The organism is Pseudomonas sp. RIT-PI-AD, from assembly GCF_025642785.1.
Classification (GTDB): Bacteria; Pseudomonadota; Gammaproteobacteria; order Pseudomonadales; family Pseudomonadaceae; genus Pseudomonas_T.
On record NZ_JANZKU010000014.1, the window covers coordinates 64,673 to 84,000 of the forward strand.

The 19,328-nt window shown below is 67.5% G+C and carries 17 protein-coding genes; 4 read left to right on the top strand and 13 right to left on the bottom strand.

Features of this window, described 5'->3' with window-relative positions; all coding sequences use genetic code 11:
• The first annotated feature begins 141 nt into the window (after positions 1–141).
• Positions 142–2,895: a hybrid sensor histidine kinase/response regulator gene (locus tag OGL92_RS13790; protein ID WP_263144298.1), complete on the top strand. Its 2,754-nt coding sequence runs from the start codon at positions 142–144 to the stop codon at positions 2,893–2,895.
• 58 nt (positions 2,896–2,953) lie between these two features.
• Positions 2,954–3,187, top strand: coding sequence for a YheU family protein (locus OGL92_RS13795; RefSeq protein WP_263144299.1), 234 nt, complete (start codon positions 2,954–2,956; stop codon positions 3,185–3,187).
• A 9-nt stretch (positions 3,188–3,196) separates the two neighbouring features.
• Here the strand turns inward: OGL92_RS13795 and OGL92_RS13800 are convergent, their stop codons facing one another.
• The 7 genes from OGL92_RS13800 to OGL92_RS13830 form a co-directional block, all read right to left on the bottom strand.
• On the bottom strand, positions 3,197–3,529 hold the full coding sequence (locus OGL92_RS13800; protein ID WP_263144301.1) for a YnfA family protein: 333 nt from the start codon (positions 3,527–3,529) through the stop codon (positions 3,197–3,199).
• Positions 3,530–3,591: 62 nt separating this feature from the next.
• A complete protein-coding gene (locus OGL92_RS13805; RefSeq protein ID WP_263144303.1) occupies positions 3,592–4,017 on the bottom strand; it encodes a hypothetical protein in 426 nt (141 codons plus the stop codon).
• An 85-nt stretch (positions 4,018–4,102) separates the two neighbouring features.
• On the bottom strand, positions 4,103–5,290 hold the full coding sequence (locus OGL92_RS13810) for an MFS transporter (RefSeq protein ID WP_263144305.1): 1,188 nt from the start codon (positions 5,288–5,290) through the stop codon (positions 4,103–4,105).
• A 103-nt stretch (positions 5,291–5,393) separates the two neighbouring features.
• Entirely contained in the window at positions 5,394–6,206 is an 813-nt protein-coding gene (locus tag OGL92_RS13815; RefSeq protein ID WP_263144306.1) for an SDR family oxidoreductase, read from the bottom strand.
• Positions 6,207–6,598: 392 nt separating this feature from the next.
• On the bottom strand, positions 6,599–6,931 hold the full coding sequence (locus tag OGL92_RS13820) for an NIPSNAP family protein (RefSeq protein WP_263144307.1): 333 nt from the start codon (positions 6,929–6,931) through the stop codon (positions 6,599–6,601).
• 33 nt (positions 6,932–6,964) lie between these two features.
• Complete coding sequence (locus OGL92_RS13825; protein WP_263144308.1) at positions 6,965–8,110, bottom strand: serine hydrolase domain-containing protein; 1,146 nt, start codon at positions 8,108–8,110, stop codon at positions 6,965–6,967.
• Between the two features lie 71 nt (positions 8,111–8,181).
• Entirely contained in the window at positions 8,182–10,548 is a 2,367-nt protein-coding gene (locus tag OGL92_RS13830) for a beta-agarase (RefSeq protein ID WP_263144384.1), read from the bottom strand.
• A gap of 168 nt (positions 10,549–10,716) precedes the next feature.
• On the opposite strand from OGL92_RS13830, the gene OGL92_RS13835 reads away from it, so the two are divergent.
• A complete protein-coding gene (locus tag OGL92_RS13835) occupies positions 10,717–11,538 on the top strand; it encodes an HDOD domain-containing protein (RefSeq protein ID WP_263144310.1) in 822 nt (273 codons plus the stop codon).
• A gap of 51 nt (positions 11,539–11,589) precedes the next feature.
• Here OGL92_RS13835 and dinG read toward each other — a convergent pair whose 3' ends face one another.
• Positions 11,590–13,734 carry an ATP-dependent DNA helicase DinG gene (dinG, locus tag OGL92_RS13840; RefSeq protein WP_263144311.1) on the bottom strand — a complete coding sequence of 715 codons (2,145 nt, stop codon included), beginning with the start codon at positions 13,732–13,734 and terminating at the stop codon, positions 11,590–11,592.
• An 88-nt stretch (positions 13,735–13,822) separates the two neighbouring features.
• Here dinG and OGL92_RS13845 point away from each other — a divergent pair, with 88 nt between their 5' ends.
• Positions 13,823–14,287 (top strand): CopD family protein, encoded by a 465-nt coding sequence (locus OGL92_RS13845; protein WP_263144313.1) that lies wholly within the window; start codon positions 13,823–13,825, stop codon positions 14,285–14,287.
• Positions 14,288–14,310: 23 nt separating this feature from the next.
• On the opposite strand, the gene OGL92_RS13850 is transcribed toward OGL92_RS13845, so the two are convergent.
• The 5 genes from OGL92_RS13850 to OGL92_RS13870 all read right to left on the bottom strand — a co-directional run bounded on the left by OGL92_RS13850 (position 14,311) and on the right by OGL92_RS13870 (position 19,263).
• Entirely contained in the window at positions 14,311–15,072 is a 762-nt protein-coding gene (locus tag OGL92_RS13850; RefSeq protein WP_263144315.1) for a collagen-like protein, read from the bottom strand.
• Complete coding sequence (locus OGL92_RS13855; RefSeq protein WP_263144317.1) at positions 15,065–15,337, bottom strand: DUF1145 domain-containing protein; 273 nt, start codon at positions 15,335–15,337, stop codon at positions 15,065–15,067. Before OGL92_RS13855 ends, OGL92_RS13850 begins: the two co-directional genes overlap by 8 nt.
• Positions 15,338–15,590: 253 nt before the next feature.
• Positions 15,591–16,040, bottom strand: a complete 450-nt coding sequence (locus OGL92_RS13860; protein ID WP_263144318.1) for an Hsp20 family protein — start codon at positions 16,038–16,040, stop codon at positions 15,591–15,593.
• Between the two features lie 117 nt (positions 16,041–16,157).
• On the bottom strand, positions 16,158–18,344 hold the full coding sequence (locus OGL92_RS13865; RefSeq protein WP_263144320.1) for a FimV/HubP family polar landmark protein: 2,187 nt from the start codon (positions 18,342–18,344) through the stop codon (positions 16,158–16,160).
• A gap of 484 nt (positions 18,345–18,828) precedes the next feature.
• Positions 18,829–19,263, bottom strand: a complete 435-nt coding sequence (locus OGL92_RS13870; protein ID WP_263144321.1) for a MarR family transcriptional regulator — start codon at positions 19,261–19,263, stop codon at positions 18,829–18,831.
• Positions 19,264–19,328: the final 65 nt, after the last annotated feature.

The window sequence follows — 19,328 nt, forward strand, 5'->3', positions numbered from 1 at the left end:
CGTCCGGCGGGTGCCGGACGCGTTTCAAGTGCCCCTGCTTGTATAAGGCCACCCTTGCTGGCCCCTGGCCTTCCGGGCAAAGTGCGCCCCTGGAACCGTCCGCCGTCGCAGGCCGCGGTAAAAGAACAAAGAGGTTCGTGGATGCCTCGCCTGGCGTTGTCGTTATTGCTGTGGGTTTTCTGCGCCCCGCTGTGGGCCTTCGAGAGCGTGCCGCTGGCCCAGGACGACCTGCGCCTGCCCCTCGGCCACGCCATGGGCTACCTGGAGGACCCCGCTGGCCACTTGAGCTTCGAACAGGTGCGCGCGCTGCCGGACGACGCCTTCCAGCCGGTCAAGGCGGAACACGCCAACCTCGGCAAGAACAAATCGGCCTGGTGGTTCAAGTTGCGCCTGGACAATCGCCTGGTCCACCCGCTGGAAGGCTACCTGGAGATCAACTATCCGCTGCTGGACCTGCTCGACCTGTACCTGATCGGTCCGGACGGCGAAGTGGTGGCGCAACGCAGCGGCGACCGCTTCGCCTTCGCCCAGCGCAGCGTGCAGGTGCGCAACTTCTGGTTCCCCAGCCGCCTCGAGCCCGGCGAGACCACGGTGCTGCTGCGGGTGGAAAGCTCCAGCACCATCTTCGTGCCGATTTTTTTCAGCACCTATAACGCCAGCGCCGCCGCCCAGGAAAACCTGATGGGCTTCAACGGCGCTTTCTATGGCGTGCTGTTCGCGATGTTCTGCTACAACCTGTTCCTCTACCTGTCGCTGCGCGAGTCGGCCTACCTGTGGTACCTGGCGTACAACCTCAACGTCGGGCTGTTCGCCGCCTGCTTCGACGGCATGCTGTTCAAGCTGTTGCCGGAAAACGTCGGGTTGCAGTCGGTGGCCATCTACATCCTGATGTTCATGCACTGCCTGACGGCGATCCAGTTCAGCCGGCATTTCCTCCACGCCAAGCAGTTCTTCCCGCGCCTCGACCTGGCCTTGCGCGGCCTGATGCTGTTCACCGCCGCCTGCCTGCTGTCGGCGCCGCTGATCGGCCTGCACGCCTGGAACATCCTCGCCAGCCTGACCGTGCTGGGGGTTTCCTTCGTGCTCCTGCTGTCCGGCGCCTATATCTGGCGCCGGGGCCTGCGCTTCGGCTCCTACTACATCCTCGCCTGGGGCATCCTGCTGTTCGCCTTCATCCAGGCCACCACCGGCTCTCTGGGCATGGAGATCTTCGGCATCTTCGGCGCCACCATCGTGAAGATCGGCGTCACCATCGAGCTCATCACCCTCTCCATCGGGCTCGCCGACCGCATCAACATGCTCAAGGAAGAAGGCTTCCGCTCGCGCCAGGCGGCGGAGCAGGCGCATATCGAGAGCCAGGCCAAGAGCCGCTTCCTGGCCAAGATGAGCCATGAGATCCGCACCCCGCTGAACGGTGTGCTGGGCATGCTGCAATTGCTGCGGGAAACCTCGCTGGACCGCAGCCAACGCTTCTACGTGGACACCATCTCCAGTTCCGGCAGCGCCTTGATGTCGGTGATCAACGACATCCTCGACTACGCGCGCATCGAGTCCGGCAAGCTCAGCCTGGAGGAAATCGAGTTCGACCTGGAGCAGTTGATTTCCGACACCCTCGCCCTGTTCACCGCCCAGGCCCTGGAAAAGCGCCTGCGCCTGTACGTCAGCCTGGACGACGGCGTGCCGCGGCGCATCGTCGGCGACCCGACCCGGCTCAAGCAGGTGCTGATGAACCTCTTGAGCAATGCCCTGAAGTTCACCGGCGACGGGCACGTGGCGCTGAACCTGTGCCGGCGCGACGATTCCTTCGGGACGGCGCACCTGGTCATCGCGGTGAGCGACAGCGGCATCGGCATTCGCCCGGAAGCCCTCGGACAATTGTTCGACTCCTTCGCCCAGGGCGACTCCAGCACCACCCGGCGTTACGGCGGCAGCGGGCTGGGCCTGGCGATCAGCAAGGAGTTGGTGGAAATGATGGGAGGACGCATCGAAGTGCAAAGCACCTTAGGCCAGGGTACCCGTTTCGCTTTCGATATCCCGCTCAAGGGGCCGGGCATCCAGGACGATGACCTGCGCCACCTGCTGCAGGGGCGCACCGCGCTGCTCGCCTCGCTGGACGGCATCGGCCTGGACGCCTTGAGCCGCCTGCTGAGCCGCTGGGGCATGCGCACCGAGCGCTGCCAGTCGCCGGAACGGCTGCTGGAAGCCCTGGACGATTTCGCCGTAGCGCCGCTGCTGGTACTGATGTCGCCCTGGCCCGGCCAGGCGGCCTATTGGCTGGATATCCTGCGGCCGCACCTGAAAGAGGATCAGCCGGTGCTGCTGCTCTGCCCGCCCGAGCAGTGCCAGCACCTGCCGGTCCACGACGACCTGCGCCTGCTCGGCCTGGCCCAGCCGCTGGCGGTCACGCCCTTGCGCGAGACCCTGCGCGAACTCTATCGGGAGCGCCCGGCGCCCCTGCCGGTCGCTCCCCGCCCGCCGCGCAGCATCGGCGAGGCGGCGCCCTGCATCCTGGTCGCCGAGGACAACCCGGTGAACCAGATGGTGGTGCAAGGGTTCCTGAAGAAGCGCGGCTATGGCGTACGCCTGGTGGGCGACGGTCGCGCGGCGGTGGAGGAGTACCGGCGCGATCCGACCGCCATTCAGTTGATCCTGATGGACTGCGAGATGCCGGAAATGGACGGCTTCGAGGCGACCCGCAGCATCCGCCGCGAGGAGCGCGAGCGGCGCTGGCCGGCCATTCCCATCGTCGCCCTCACCGCGCACATCTTCGATGAACACCGCGAGGCCGGCGCGGCCGCGGGCATGGACGGGTTCCTCGGCAAGCCCCTGGACAGCGTCCAGCTCTACGCCACGCTGGAGCGTTTCATCGCCTGGGGCAAGCGGGAAGGCGCCTGATGGCTGGCCTCGCGCCGGCCCAGGCGCTAGCATCGCCTGCATTGCCCAGAGGCGGACCATGCTGATTCCACACGCGTTACTAGAAGCCGACACCCTGACCCGGCTGATCGAGGATTTCGTCACCCGCGACGGCACCGACAACGGCGACGAAACGCCCCTCCACACCCGCGTCGAACGCGCCCGCCACGCCCTGGTGAAAGGCCAGGCGGTGATCGTCTTCGAGCCAGAGAGCCAGCAGTGTCAGTTGATGCTCAAGCGCGACGTGCCCAAGGAATGGCTGGACAGCGAATGAGCGCCGCCTTCAGGCCGGGTTGAAGCGCGGCCCCCACAGCACGATACCCGCCCCCAGCACGCACAGGCCGGCGCCCAGCCAGTCGCTGGCCAGGGGCCGACTGCGCTCCACCAGCGCCAGCCACAGCAGCGAGGCGACGATGTAGATGCCGCCGTAGGCGGCATAGGCGCGCCCGGCGTAGGCCGCCTCGACCCGGGTCAGCAGCAGGGCGAACAGTGTCAGGCTGAGCAGCCCCGGCACCGCCCAGGCCGCGCCGCGGTCCATGCGCAGCCACAGCCAGAAGGCATAGCAGCCGAAGATCTCGAACAGCGCGGCGAGAAAGAACCACAGGTAATTGAGCATGGCGTCTCCAGGATGGCGGGGGCGCTACAGGGTAATCGACGGAAGGTCGCGACGCAGCGCCGTCACGCGCCGAGCCCGCTCTCCCGCTCCCAGGCGCAGCGCACGCGCAGAGCGTCGCTGGAAGGCGCGTGGAAGCCCTGGTCGCTCTCCCAGCGGAAGGTGTGGGTGCCGCTCGACTCGGTTTCCAGGTGCACCACCACGCTGGTCCAGTAGAGCCGCTTGAGCAACGCCTCGAACTGGTTCACCCAGAGCGTCCACTCGTACTCCACCGCACGATAGCTGGCGCCGAAATGGATCACCTGACTCTGGTACAACCCTTCGCCCTGCTGGCGGCAGCAGGAGAACATCTCGCGGCCGAGGAACGGCCAGCCCTCGCCGCCGGGCAGGCGTTCCAGCACACGACGGTTCAGCGCGCGCCGCAGGCGACTCTCGCCAGCCTCCGCCGACCAGTCGCGGATACGGCCATAGACGATGGATTCAGACTCCACGCGGGACTCCTGCTGAATGGGTGCAGCCTTCTAACACGCCGACCGGCCCGGCGAAAGTCGCGCGAGCGGGGACGCGACGCCGGTCTCACTCGGGGTGCCGGGCGCTCTCCGACGCGGCGGCGCGGCGCGGCGGGCGCAGCGCCCTGGCCACTATCGTCATGCCCAGGGCGAGCGCCGTGAGCACCATGAAGGGCAATTGGTAGGTGCCGGAAAAATCCCGGCCGACGCCCGCCAGGATCGGCGTCAGGCAGCCCATGCCGTAGCCGGCGCAGAGCATCATCGCGGTCCAGCGGCTGACCTGCAGCGGGCTGTGGGCCTCGTACAGCGGCAACACCAGGGAGAGGGAAAACGAGCCGCTGAGGGCGAAGCCCAGGAGGGTCGCCCACAGCTCCGGATAGAGGGTCGGGGCGAAGGTCAGCATGCCGAGGCAAAGGCTGACCATCAGCCCGCAGCCCAGCAGCAGGTGATGGCGGTTGTCGAAGCGCTGGGCCAGCCAGGGCAGCAGGAACGCACTGGGCAGGCCGACCAGCATGAAGGTGCTGAACAACCCGGCGGCGCGCAACTCGTTCAGCCCCGCCTCGTGGTAACGCGCCACCAGCCAGGTGGCCAAGGTGTAGAAGAGGCCGGCCTGGATCGCGAAGAAGGCGGTCACCAGCCAGGCGCGCGGTTCGCGCCAAGGCAACCCGGCCCCGCCGCTGGGCGCATTCGCCGCCTCGCGCTGGCCGGGCAGGAACAGCCAGAACGCCAGCCCGATGAAGGCCGGCAGCGCCCAGACCGCCAGGCCGTAGGACCAGTCGTCGCCGAGCAGGCGGGTCGCCGGCATGCTGAACACCGCGCCGCTGGCACCGCCGATGGACATGCTGAAGGAATACCAGCCGACCACCCGGCCGACGTGTTCGAAATGGCGCTTGATGAAGCCGGACAGGAGCGGGCCGGCCACAGCGATCCCGGTGCCGAGCACCACCGCGCTGCCGATCAGCACGCCGCCCAGGTGACTGGCGAGGCGCAGCAGCAGCGCGCTGCCGATCAGCCCGAGGCAGCAGGCGATGGTGCGTTCCAGGCCGAAGCGCGCGGCCAGGCGTGGCGCCAGGGGTGCCAGCAGGCCCATGCACAGGACCGGCAAAGCGGTGGTGAGGCTGATCAGGCCGCGACTCAGGTCGAGGTCGGCGGCGATGCGTTCGATCAGGGGCGCGAGGGAGGTGATGCCGGGGCGAAGATTGATCGCCGCCAGCACCAGGGCCAACATCAACATGGCCCGGGATACGGGTTTCACAAGCAGTCCATCGGTCAACGGCGGCAGGCCGGGCCGCCAACCCTACCCCGCGCACCCTCGAGGGGCAACCCTGGGCAGGAAAATTGACCGAATGGACAGGAAATCAGTCGACCTGGCGCGCCTTGGCGCGCATTTTCTCGGACATCGCGGCCATCTCGTCATAGAGCAGTTGTGGATTGCGCTGCTTGAGCTGCCAGGCGGCGCGCCCTTGTTCGTGGGGCAGGATCATGAAGGCGCCCTGGGCGACTTCCTGGTAGATGTACTCGGCGATCTCGCGGGCACTGATCGGCGAACTCTCGAGCAATTTGCCGACCTGTTGCTTCATGGCGGGGGTCGGTCCGCGGAAGGAGTCCAGCAGGTTGGTCTGGAAGAACGACGGGCAGACCACGTGGACGGCCACGCCATCCTGCTTCAATTCCGCCAGCAGGCTTTCCGACAATGCCAGCACACCCGCCTTGGCGACGTTGTAGTTGCTCATCGCCGGCCCTTGCATCAAGGCCGCCATGGACGCGATGTTGATGATCGTGCCCTGGCTGCGCAGCAGCAGCGGCAGGAACGCCTTGCAGCCCTTCACCACGCCCATCAGGTTGATCGCGATCTGCCAGTCCCAGTCCTCCAGGGACAGCTCGCCGAAGAACCCGCCGGAGGCCACCCCGGCGTTATTGACGATGATGTCGATGCCGTCGAATTTTTCCTCGCAGGCCTGGGCCAGGGCCGTCAGCTGGCTGTAGTCGCGCACGTCGCAGCGTTGGGTGAAACCGTCGCCGCCCGCGTCGCGCACCGCTTTCAGGGTTTCCGCCAGGCCGGCCTCGTTGACGTCCGAGAGCGCCAGGCGCCAGCCTTCGCGCGCCCAGCGCAAGGCGATTTCGCGGCCGAGGCCGGAACCGGCGCCGGTGATCATGATGCGATTCTGCATGGTGAGCTGCCTTCCTGATGGGGCGGTGGGAATGCCGGCAGTGTAGCCAAGGCGATCGCCACTCCGGCGCTTCATCAGGTCGCTGAATGATGGGTGCAAAAGCCCCCTCCATGGGGCAGGCGAAACCACCGGGTCGGTCGACCCAGGCGAGAGGACAGCGCTTTGGGGGCGAGGCAGAGGGGGTCGCCGACCGCATGGCGGAGCAACCCTCGAGGCGCGTTCACCCGGAGGCCGCGCGCCGTACCCCTGAGGTCCGAGCGCCTTCGGCGAAGGCGCGGTCGGCTAACGGCAAAACGATGTACCCGGGTTCCAGGCGCGACCGGATCGGCCTCGGCCAGGCTCGGCGGAGGCCGCGCGCGCGGGAAACCGAGGCGCTTGTCCAGGCGCCGGTGTCAGGTCCAGCGGGTCGGCGGCGCCGGCGACTCGAACACCGGGCGGAAGAAACTGCGCTCGTAGCTGAGGATGCAGCGGGTCTGTTCCGCATAGGCGAACGCCGCCTGGCACTCGGGATCCTCCAGGGAGCGCTCCCGGTATTGCTCGTATTCCGCCAGACTGGGGAAGGTGAACAACGCCAGGGCCACGTCATTGGCGCCCTCGGAAGGCAGGAAATAGCCGTGATGGCGCCCGCCGAAACGCTCGACCAGGGGGATCCAGAGTTTTCCGTAGTGCTCGAATTCCTTCAGCTTGTACGGGTCGATGAGGTAGCGCAGGTAACAGGTGACCATGAGAAGAGGCTCCGTCGCAGGGAAAGGTGATCGCTATAGGCAGTCGGCCAATGCCCGCGCCAGCCCTTGGGCGCGCGGGTCCATCAACACGTAGGGTCCGAGGGTGTTGGTCACGAAGCCGAAGGCCAGGTCCCGCTCGGGATCGGCGAATCCGATGGAGCCGCCGGCGCCGGGATGGCCAAATGCCCGCGGCCCCAGGCCATAGGTGGCGTTGGCCACGCCGGGCTGGTCGAGCATGCAACCGAGCCCGAAGCGCGTGCGGGTCAGCAGGGTCTTGTCCTCGCCCACGCCGTGTTCGCGGGTCAGCTCGGCGAGCCTCTCGGCGTCCAGCAGGCTGCCGTCCAGCAGGCCGGCATAGAACCCGGCGAGGCTGCGCGCGTTGCCGTGGCCATTGGCCGCCGGTTGCTGCATCCGCCGCCATTCCGGCTTGTTGGTGCTGGTCAGCACCGACGGCGGGTTGGCGAAGGCGCGACTGGGCATGGAATTGGGTTCGCCCATGGTGGTTCTGAGCAGACGCTGCGCCGCCGCGTCGCCGGAGTTGCCCTTGGCCCGCGACACGTGCGCGACACGGTGGAACTCCGCGTCGTCCAGGCCGATGTGGAAGTCCAGCCCCAACGGGGCGGCGACCCGGGCCACGATCGCGTCGCCGGGCTCGCGCCCGCTGGCGCGCCGGATCATTTCGCCGACCAGCCAACCGTAGGTGATGGGCGCATAGCCCTGGCCCTCGCCGGGCGTCCACCAGGGTGCCTGTTCCTCCAGTGCCCGGGTCATGGCGTCCCAATCGTAGAGCGCTTCGGCGGGCAGCGGCTGGGCGATCGCCGGCAGTCCGGCCTGATGGCACAACACCTGGCGCAGCGTGATCCCCCCCTTACCGGCGGCGGCGAAGGCCGGCCACAGGTCGGCCATGGGCGCGTCGAGCGCGAGCTTGCCTTCCGCCACCAGTTGCAGCGCGGCGACCGCGGCGAAGGTCTTGGTGCAGGAAAACAAATTGACCAGTGTGTCGCTGTGCCAAGCCTGCTGGCCCTCCCGGTCCGCCACCCCGGCCCAGAGATCGACCAGAGTCTCGCCGCCGCGTTGGACGCACAATGCCGCGCCGCGGGCCTGGGGGTCCTCGAACAACGCCGCGAACGCGTCTTTCAAGGGTTCGAACTGGAGATCGAAATAACCCTGTATCTGCACCGGTAGTTCCTTCAGCCAATGGAGAGTGGATGGGGCGGACGCGGAAGCGCGAGGCGCTTCCGCGCGTCAGGCTAGGGGGCCTTCTTCTCGCCCGGGGCCGGAGCGGCGGGCGCCGGTTCGGACGGAGTCTCGTCCGTTGCCGCGGGTGTCGGAGTCGCGGGCTGGCCGCTCTCCTTCGCCTCGGGCGCCTCCACCGGGGCCTCGGTGGCCGCCGGCGTATCGCCTTTCGCGGGAGCCGGCGCCTTGTCGGCCGCCGGCGGGTTCGCCGGACCGCTGGCGGGTTGCGCCGCGCTGGCCGGCACCGGGTTGCCGCGGATCGCCTTCGGCACCTGAAGGTTGGCCTTGCGTACGGCGTCGACGAACCCCTGCCAGGGGCGATCGGTGATCCCCACCAGACCGAAGTGGCCGTTCTCGCCATCCAGCAGGCGGCCGGTCACCGGCTGATCCAGGTATTGGAACCAGTGGATGCCGACGATCTGCGGCTCCGCCAGGGCCTGTTCGAGGAAATGCGCATAGGCCGGGCCACGGTCCTCTTCCCGCGGGACTTCGGCGACGCCGCCCCAGAACGGGCCGCGATCGCGCGAACCGAAGTGGAATTCGCTGACCAGCAGTGGCTTGTCGAGCGCGCGCAGGGTCGCGAAGTCGTAACCATGCTGCGGTTCGCGGGTATAGAAGTTGAAGCTCAGCACATCGCAGTACTGGGCGCAGGCCTCGATCGCCTCGGGGATGCTGTTGGCGAAACGCCCGCCGAGGAGCATGTGGTTGGGCGCGTGCCAGTCCAGGGAATCGGCGATGGTCTTGAAATAGGTATCGGCGTAGAGGCGCTGGAAGCGCTTCAAGTCTTCCTCGATGGCCGGGTGCTCGGGGCTCGGCAGCGGAGCCTCGAAGCCGGGGTCCTCCATCAGCTCCCAGGCCGACAACTCGATGCCCCAGGCGGCAGAGAGCCCGCTCTGGTTGCGGTACTTGTCGCGCAGTTGCTTGAGGAACGCGCGCTTGGCCGGGACGTCGGTGGTCAGGCGCAGCGTGGCGTAGGCCAGTGCGTAGCGCCAGTGCGGGTCTTCCGGCCGGCCGGCCCAGGCCAGCTCGTTGTCGGCGAAGAAGCCGATCAGCCAGGGGTCGTCGCGGTGATCGCGGGCGGCGATGGCGATGGAGCGCTCGGCCGCCATGGCGAAACGCGGGTCGAAGGGGTCCGGCATGCCGCCCCACCAGTCCAGCCCGGTGCTGATGGTGGCGAAGTCCCCATGGATCGACAGCGGCAGCGTGTAGGGCAGTTGCTGGCTGGTGGAGAAGCCCTCGTCGCTCCAGTTGCCGACGGTATTGAACCCCCAGGCCTGTAGGCGCTGGGTGGCCAGCTTGCGCCATTCGGCGGCGTCGAAGGTGCCGTTCAGGCGCGCCTGGTTGGCGGCGTAGAAGTCGTACCAGCGTCCTTGGGCGTACGCCCTGCCCTTGTTCGCGCCGATCTCGTTGCGGGCGTCCTGGCGGCCGTAATGGGCGGCGAGCGGTTCGCCCTCCTGGGGCAGGCCCTCGAACATCGCCTCGCGGCCCTCGACGAAGGTCTGGCTCTGTTCGGTGTTGATCGCGTTCACCCCGAGGGAATAGAACGGATTGCCCTCCGGCGTGACCAGGTACCAGCGGCCGTCGCGTTTCTCGGTGCGGAAGAATCCGGATGGCTCGAAGCGCTGGCCGCCGAGCCAGCCGCCGAAGCGATCCTGCTCGGGGCGCTGGGCGAGCTGTTCGTCGAGGCGCTGGCGCTCCTGTTGGGCGGCGCTCTTCAACTGGTCGTCGTTCTTGATCTTCTCCGGCCAGTCGCCGCGGGTGAACTGCCCATAGGTGTCCACCAGGCCCTTGTAGGCCTCGCCACGGACGTCCTCGCCCTGGGTGCCGAAGCGCCCCAGAAGGATGTTCTGCGCGACGTCCGGCTTGTCCAGGGCGATCACCACTTCCTTGACCTGGGCGGCGTCCAGTTCGCCCTCGACGCTCTCCGCCAGCAGCACGCGCTTGCCGTCGCGGTTCCAAGGCATCGGCGGGCCGGCACGCATGCCCTGGTCTTTCGGCGAGGTGGCCTTGAGCGGCACCAGCAGGGTCTGCGCGGGACCCGCGGGAAGGGCGATGCGGCTGTGCAAGGCCTTGCCGTCGGCGCCGACGATCTTCACGTCGAGGGTCAACGCCCAGTCCATGGCGTTCTGGATGCGCAGGCTCATGGCGCCGCTCTGGCTCCAGTCCCAGGTCCCGGTCTGCGGGGTGAGGCGCAGGCTCGGCTGGTCGCCGGCATTGAAGGTGAGGCGGCGGAGGATCTCCCCCTCCGCAGTAGTCTCGGCGGTGACGCTCGGCAGGCTGGCGTTCTCGGTGATCACCTGCACCGCATCCAGCGGCCGCACGAAGTTGAACAGGCTCTGCCCCTCGGCCGCCAGGGCCGGGCCGGCGACACCCAGCAGCATGGCTACCAGCAGCTTGTTCAACGCACTACTTCGACGCATAGGTATTCCTCTCAAGGCAGCGATGGGATGACGCGATCGGCGTCCACTGCATAAAAATTCGTTTCCGGCAGGAAAAACGACGGCGGCTGGCTATCGTTCTTCAGACTGCATCAAGCCGGAGAGTCTCGCATGGATATCAATAGCCTGTTCGAACAGTTACATACTCTACCCAGCATTCCCAAGGTGGCACAGGACCTGATCCTGCAATTCGACAACCCCCACACCAACCTGGACAGCGTAGCGCGCAACATCGCCCTCGATCCGGTGATCGCGGCGAAGGTGCTGCGGCTCGCCAACTCCGCGCGTTTCCGCGGCGCCCGCGAGGCCACCAGCATCGAGGACGCGGCCATGCGCCTGGGCTTCAACACCCTGCGCACCCTGGTATTGGCCTCGGCGGTGACCGGCGCCTTCAAGGCGGACAGCAGCTTCGATCTCAAGGGGTTCTGGACCCACAGCTTCCAGGTCGCCAGCATCGCCCGCCTGCTGGCCAAGCAACGCGGCGTGGCCGCGGAAACCGCATTCACCTGCGGCATGATGCACAACATCGGCGAATTGCTGATCCAGACGGCCGGCACCGAGTTGGTGAACGCGCTCAACCGGACCAAGACCGATGCCGCCGGGCGCGTCGCTGTTGAGACGTTGCAGCTCGGTTTCGGGTTCCCCGAGGTCGGCGCCGAGCTGGCCAAGCGTTGGCAACTGCCGGTGCTGATCCAGCAGGCCATCGCTTACCAGGCCCGCCCGCTGCAAGCGCCGGTGGACTTGCCGCTGCCGCGCTTGGTCGCCCAGGCGGTGCTGATCGCCGAGGCGTTGCGCCAGCATGGCGGCGCCAACGCGCCGGCCCAGGAGTCCCTGGAAGGCCCGCTGTTCGATGGGCTGGACCTGGATGCGCTGTTCGCCGAGCTGCCGACGGTGTTGGAAGCGGACAAGGTCTTCGCCGAACTGCTGAACTGAGCCCCGCCGCCACGGCATCGACCCGCCGGGCATTACGGGTCGGTCGCCGCGTCAGCCGATCTCCCGCCGGAACGGCGGCAACGCATTGAGAATCGCCTTACCGTAGCGCTGGGTGATCACTCTCCGGTCGAGCAGCGTGATGGTGCCGCGATCCTGCTCGGTGCGCAGCAGTCGCCCGCAGGCCTGCACCAGGCGCAACGACGCATCCGGCACGGCGATTTCCATGAAGGGGTTGCCTCCGCGCGCTTCGATCCATTCGGCGAGGGCGGCCTCCACCGGATCGTCCGGCACCGCGAAAGGAATCTTGGCGATCACCACGTGCTCGCAATAGGCTCCCGGCAAGTCCACCCCTTCGGCGAAACTGGCCAGCCCGAAGAGGACGCTGGACGTGCCCTCGTCGACCCGCGCCTTGTGCTTGTTCAGGGTTTCCTGCTTGGACAGGTTGCCCTGGATCAGCACGCAGCGTCGCCACTCCCGCTCCAGGCCGTCGAACACGTCCTGCATCTGCCGCCGCGAGGAAAACAGCACCAGGCTGCCCCGCGAGCCTTCCACCAGGGCGGGCAACTCGCGGACGATGGCGGCCGTGTGGGCCGGTGCATCCCGTGGGTCGGCCTTCAGGTCCGGCACCCGCAGCACCCCGGCATCGGCATGGTGGAACGGGCTCGGCACCACGGCGGTGACCGCTGCGCGGGGCAGGCCGGCACGCATCCGATAGCGATCGAAGGTGCCCAGTGCGGTCAGAGTGGCGGACGTCACCAGGGCGCCGTAGGCGACGTTCCACAGGTTACGCCGCAGGGTCTCGGCGGCGAGGATCGGGCTGGCGTTGACTTCTATGTCGTACAGCGATCCGCTTTCCGCCAGGGTCAGCCAGCGCGCCATCGGCGGGCTGTCCTGGGGGTCCTCGGCGGTGAACGCGGTCCACAGTTCCCAGTTGCCCTGGGCCCGGGCCAGCAGGCTGCCGAACAGCGGATACCACTCCTCGGCCTGGTGGCTGGCGATGCCGACGGTGGCCTCGCCGTCCATGGCTTCCTTCAGCAATTCGGTGAGACGGGTGAACAGGTCGTTGAGGATCGCGAAGCCTTTCTTCAACTCGACGCCCAGCGCCAACAAGTGCTCGGGCACCACGCCGGCCGGGAACCGGTGCCGCGGCCGCTCGCGGCCCTCCATGTCCTCGCCGGCGCGGAAGTCCGCCAGTTCCTCGCACGCGGTGAACATGAACTGCTGTTGGGTGCGCAGCTCCCGGGCCAGTTCCGGCACCTGCTCGATCAGGCGGCCGAGGTCGCCCGGCAGCGGGTGCTGGGCCAGCAGCTTGCTGAGATTCTTGGCGATCTGCTCGAGCCAGTCGGCGGTGGAACGCAGCCGGGTGAAGTGGGCGAAGTGGCCGATGGCCTTGTCCGGCAGGTGATGGCCTTCGTCGAAGACGTACAGGGTGTCGCGCGGGTCCGGCAGGATGGCGCCGCCGCCGAGGGCCAGGTCGGCCAGCACCATGTCGTGGTTGGTCACGATGACATCGACCTTGGTCATGCCTTCGCGCGCGCGATAGAAAGCGCATTGCTGGAAGTTCGGGCAGTGGCGGTTGGTGCACTGGCTGTGGTCGGTGGTGACCCGCGCCCAATCGGCGTCCTCGATGGCCTCGGGCCAGGCGTCGCGATCACCGTCCCAGCGATTGCCGGCGAGTTTCTCGATCATCTGGCCGAGCAGTTTCTGGCTGCGCTCGTCCACGTCGATCTTGAAGCCCTCCTCCTCGAACAACTGCGCCGTGGCGCTCTGCGCCTCGCCTTCCTGCAGCAGCATGTCGAGCTTGGACAGGCACAGGTAGCGGCCGCGGCCCTTGGCCAGGGCGAAGCTGAAGTTCAGGCCGCTGTTGCGCATCAGGTCGGGCAGGTCCTTGTGGACGATCTGCTCCTGCAGGGCGACGGTGGCGGTGGCAATCACCAGGCGCTTGCCCGCCGCCTTCGCCACCGGGATCGCCGCCAAGCTGTAGGCGACCGTCTTGCCGGTCCCGGTACCCGCCTCCACCGCCACCACCGCGGGCTCGCCGCTGCGATGGCCTTCGTCGTCGACCTGGATGGTGCCAAGCACCTTGGCCACCTCGGCGATCATCAGGCGCTGGCCATAGCGGGCCTTGAGCCCTTTGGCTTCGAGGAAACGCGTGTAGGCGCCCTGGATCTGGGACTTGAGTTCGGTACTGAGCATGGGCGCGGAGGGCTGGATAAATTTTCAGTGTTTCGGAGAGGCCGCTATGATAACGCGCGTTTCGCTGACCGCCACCGGAGATTGCCCAATGACCGTCCATGCCCTCCTCTATAGCCTGCATGTCCTCGCCGCCCTGGTCTGGGTCGGCGGCATGTTCTTCGCCTGGCTGGTGCTTCGCCCCGCCGCCGTGGTCGCCTTGGAGGGCCCGGCACGCCTGGGGCTTTGGGTGGAGGTGCTGCGGCGCTTCTTCCGCTGGGTGTGGGCCTCAGTGGTGCTCTTGCCGCTCAGCGGAATCGGCCTGCTGGACCTGGGTTTCGCCGGCCTCGACGGCGCCCCGCGCTACGTTCAGGCAATGATCGGCCTGTACATCGCGATGGTCGCGCTGTTCCTGCGCATCCTCGCGTTGCAGTTTCCGCAGCTGCGACGTGCGGTGGATGCCGGCGACTGGGCCGCCGGCGCCGCTGCGTTGGGACAGATTCGCCGCCTGGTCGGCTTCAACCTGCTACTGGGCCTGACGGTAGTGGTTCTCGCCACCGCGCGACCCGGCTTCTGATCGCGCCCGGCGGAACCCGCGACTCAAAAGCGCACGACGTCCACGGCGCCCGGAATGCCCGGCAGGCCGGGCTTGCCCGGATTGCCGGTACGCCCGTCGCGTCCGGCGTCGGTGCGATACAGCCAGCAGCCCTTGGAGGCGCCGCCCTTGCCGCCACTGCCGCCCTCGCCGGCCGGCCCGCCGGCACCGCCGTCGACGTCGGCGTGCAGGCTCTCGGCGGGGAAGTTCAGGGGAATCTCGACGCGAACCTGGCCTCCCGGGCCTCCGTTACGCCCATCGCCGCCATCCTGACCGTCGTGGCCGCGGCTGGCGCGGCCCCACAGGCAGCCTCCCGGCTGTCCGTAGGCGCCGCCGAGCCCCGCGTAGCCCGGCGAGCCCTGGCCGCCACGCACGTCCAGGGTCAGATCGGCGACGGTCACCCGTTGCAGGCGCAGCGTGAGGGTACGCCCGGCGCCGGCGTAACGCTGCATGTTCCCCGACACGCCACGGGCCGCGATACGGCTGCCGGGGCCGATGTCGCCCTGGCGGACGTCGAGCAGGAATGCCTGCTCGCTGGGCGCCACGCCGATGTAGGCGTTTTCGCCCAGGCGCAACTCCTCGACATGCAGTTCACGCACCGTGGCCGGTATCAGCAGGCTCGCCTGATCCGCCACCTCCAGCCGCTCCAGCACCAGGATCTCGGCGTTTCCGGCCAGTCGCAGCAGGTTGTGCGGCTCGACACTGACCCGGCCATCCGCCAGTACACAAGGTGCGAGCAAGACCATCGACAGGGCTACCTTACGCATGCGCCTGCTCCTTCCGGGATTGCACGGCGAGCAGATGGAAGACCCCGAACAGCAAGACCTGCAGGCGCTGGCGCCCCGGCGATTGCAACTGGCGCAGCTGCGCGCGGAACACCGCCAGTTCGATCAGGTGCATGCCCAGCACCAGCCCGCCGGCGAGCGACAACAGCAGGTCGATCGGATGGGCGAAGGGTACGACCAGATTCGTCACCACCGCCGCCCAGAAAAGCAAAGCGAACGCCTTGCCGATACCCCAAATACTTTTCATGCGGCCCCTGCCCCTTCGAGAAAGTTGGATCGATCGCGCCCGCTCATGAGGTCGGGCGATTCTTATGTCGGCGAACCTTAGCGTCCCCGAGGTGAGGCGCCAAGCGGGAAATGAGTCGCGCGGCCTTTTGCCGGGGATTCGCCGGCAAAACCCCGGCATGAACGAAAAGCGGACAAGAAAACGCCCCGAACCGGTCGGGGCGTCCATATGGCTCGGAAAGGGGGTTCGCGTCGCCGCGAACCCCGGCCGGCTATCAGTGTTCCAGCGCGGCGCGTTGCTCACCGCCGATGGGAATGCGCTTGGCCTTGGCTTCTTCCGGCACGCTGCGCAACAGATCGATGTGCAACAGGCCGTTCTGCAAGGCCGCCGCCTGGACCTCGATGTGGTCGGCGAGGCGGAACGACAGCTTGAAGGCACGCTGGGCGATGCCCTGGTGCAGGAAGGTGACGCCTTCCGCAGTCTTCTCGCGCCGGCCGCCGCTGACGGTCAGCACGCCGCGCTCGACTTGCAACTCCAGGTCTTCTTCCTGGAAGCCGGCGGCCGCGATGACGATACGGTACTGGTCGTCACCGTGCTTCTCGACGTTGTAGGGCGGGTAGGAACTGCCTGTCTCGTTGCGCAGCGCGGATTCGAACAGGTCGTTGAACCGGTCGAAGCCGACGGAATGGCGGAACAGAGGGGCAAGGGAAAATGCTGTGCTCATGACAATCTCCTGATATTTCAGCGAGTGAAAAGTGGTTCAGGGACCCGCTAGCGGCGTCCCACAGTCACTGAAATAGGGATGGTCATCGGACTTTCAAGCGTCCTCGGGAAAATTTTTTCAGGCGATCCGCGCCAGCAGTTCGCGCGCCTCCCGGCGCTCCCGATCGTCGCCCTCGCTGATGGCCTCGTTGAGGATGAGGCAGGCGCTTTCCAGGTCGCCCTGATCGATGTAGGCCAGGGCCTGGTTGAGCCGGGTGAGGTTTTCCCGGCTACCCGCCAGGTGGTCCAGATCGGCGTCCAGCGGATCATCGAGGGGCGGCAGGTCTTCGACCTGATCGAGAAACAACGTGGGCGCTTCCTGCGGGGGCATCCCCAGCTCGGCGAAACGCCCGAAATCGTCGGCATGCTGGTCGGCGCTGAGTTCCTGGACTTCCGGCAGCTGCCGCAGGTTGGAACGGAATTCCGCGTCGAAAGCGGCGGCCTGCTCTGCGGCGGCGGCCTTGGCGCTGACCTTGCGGGGCGGCGTGGCCGGCTCGAACGGGCTGACCAAGTCCCAATCGGCATCCAGCGGGAGGTCGTCGAGGTTGAGCTGGAAATCCTCACCGTCGGGCTCGATCCCTTCCACCGTGGGCAACGGGGCCGGCTCTTCGGCGATGTCGTCCAGCTCCAGGGTGATGCCTTCGAAGGGATCGTCGGCGGCCACGGTGGGCGGACTTGGCCGGGCATAGCGGGCCTTGATGCGCTCCAGGGTCTGCGGGTCTCCGCCGCGCTCGCGCAGCGCCGCTTCCTCGCGGGCGAATCCGGCGAGGTCGCCCTGCTCGCCCAGCACTTCGAGCAGGCGGAAGCGCAGGTCGAGGCGCCGGGGCTCCTTGTCGATCGCCGTGAGCAGCGCCAGGCGCGCCTCGTTGAAACGCCCGTAGGCGATGTAGATGTTCGCACCCTCCAGGGCATCGCTGGAAAGGTTCGACCCGCGGACCGGCGGCAGCGGGTCGGGGCCGACCAGGGGCGCGAGCGCCGCCGTTTCGGGTTCGGGCCGCGGCACGGGCACGGCGACCAATGCCGGCGGCACCGCAGCGGCCGCCGGTGCCTCGGTGAGCGGCATGCGCAGCGGGCGCTTACGCCGCTTCAGGAACAGGCCCAGCGCGGCCAGGAAGATCAGCAGCAGGACCAAGGCCAGCAGGAGCAGGCCGTAACCCAGCAGTTCCGGCTCTTCTTCGTCGACCGGGGCGGAAACCGGCGTCGGCGCTGGCGTCTCGACCGCCGGGGTTTGCGCGCGGGACGAGGAGGTCGGCGCCGCGACCGGCGCGTTCTCCGCCAGGCGCGCCTGGAGCTCGCCCACTTCGCGATCCTTGCTGGTCACCTGTTGTTGCAGGTGCTCGAGCTTGAGTTGCAGGTCGAGGATGTCCTTGCGCAGTTGCAGGCGTTCGTTCTCGCTGTCCGCCAGTTGCTGGTCGACGCGCTTCTGCACCTCGGCGAGCTGCGCGGCGCTCAGGGCCGCCGTCGATGCCGGTGCCGAGGGCGCGCTGGCAACCACGGGAAGGGCGGGCGCGGGCGTGGAGGTCCGCTCCACGGTATTGGCGCCGGATGGCGCGGCGCTGTCCGGCAACAGCAGACGCTCGCCGACGCGAAGGCGATGGCTGTCGCCGCCGACGAATGCCCGTGGGTTGAGGGCCTGGATGCCCTCCATCAATTGCCGCTGGGCCGCGGGGCTGGACGAACCGGCGAAGCGTCGGGCGATGACCCAGAGGCTGTCGCCGGGTGCGACGTCGTAGGTCCGACCGAGCGTCGCCGGCGGAACCGTCCCGGGTTCGCGAGCGCTTCGCGCGGGCTGCGCGCTGGCGGAGGCTTGGTCTCGCTGGGCGACCGGCTGCGTCGGTGCGGCGGCACGGGCGGTGCGGGAAGCCGAAGGTATATCCACGGGATCGAGGAGGACGGTGTATTCGCGCAACAACCGCCCGCTGGGCCGCAGCACCTCGATGATGAAGTTGAGGTAGGGCTCGCGCACCGGTCGACTGGACACCACGTGGATGCGGTTGTCGCCCTTGCGCAGAAGCGGGGTGAAACGCAGATCGTTGAGAAACGCCAGGCGCTCGACCCCGGAACGCTCGAAGACATCGCCGGGGGCCAGGCCGACCTTGATGTCGCTGCCGTCCAGGTCGCCCACTTCGAGCAGGCGGATGTCGGCGTCCAGGGGCTGGTTGAGCGCGGAATGCAGTTCGATGTCACCGACACCCAGCGCCCAAGCCATGCCTGGAAACAGAGCGGCGGTCGCCAATGTGAGCAGGAATGTGCGAACTCGAGCCATGGTGTTCCTCTTCATGCCGGCTCATACGTCATGACCCCCGATCCTCGTGGAGGATGCGTCCTTGGTGGGGGATCGATGCAGACGTAGGCAGAAACGTCAGTCGGTAACAGTCCGTTGAAGGACCGGCTGACGCTGAGTATGGCTGCTTAGGGAAAGTTTGCCCGCGGCGGGCCGTGCCGGCGCTGCGTGGAGCGCGCCTAGCATACCTCAAGACTCCGGAAGAAGTTGAATCCTTGACTTTTGCGGAAGGCGTCACGAAATAAGCGTCAAGTTTTCGTCTGGATGAGGCCGATGGCCTGCCCCATCATGCCTGAACGCGCCTAGGCAGCGGATCGGTGCGAAGGAATCCAAAGAAATGCCAGTGCCACATGGACGGCATCGACGCGACTATGCGCGCCCAATCGGAGGGACGCGTGGTCGGTGCCCACGGGTGGGCGAAGGGCCGCGCGCGCCTTCGCCCACAGTCTGGAGCGGGACCCGCGTCTTAGCGCTTTTCCAGGTTGCTGAGGATGCGGGCGTGGACCTGCTGGCAGCGTCGCAACTCTTCCTCGTCGATGCCTTCGAAGAGTTCAGCTCGCAGTTGGTTGGACAAGGCCTCTATCCGCTCGATCAGCGGACGCGCCTGAGGACACAGCATCACTTTCTTCGCGCGGCGGTCCTCGAGCACCGCCTGGCGGCTCACCAGCCCCTGGGATTCCAGGCTGTCCAGCAGGCGCGCCAGGGTGGGACCCTCGATGCCGACGCTCTGCGCCAGTTCGCGCTGGGTGGGCAATTCCTCGAAACGGGCCAGGTGCAGCAGCACCAGCCAACGGGCCTGGGACAGGCCGAGGTCGGCGAGACGCCGATCCAATTCGCCGCGCCAGCCACGGGAAAGCTGGGCCAACTGCATGGCGAAACGGTGTTCATCGGAATAAGACATGAAAGGATCCAGACGCTCGATCTAATTATTAGGCAGCTAATCATAGCCAATTGGCGGTGGGCAAG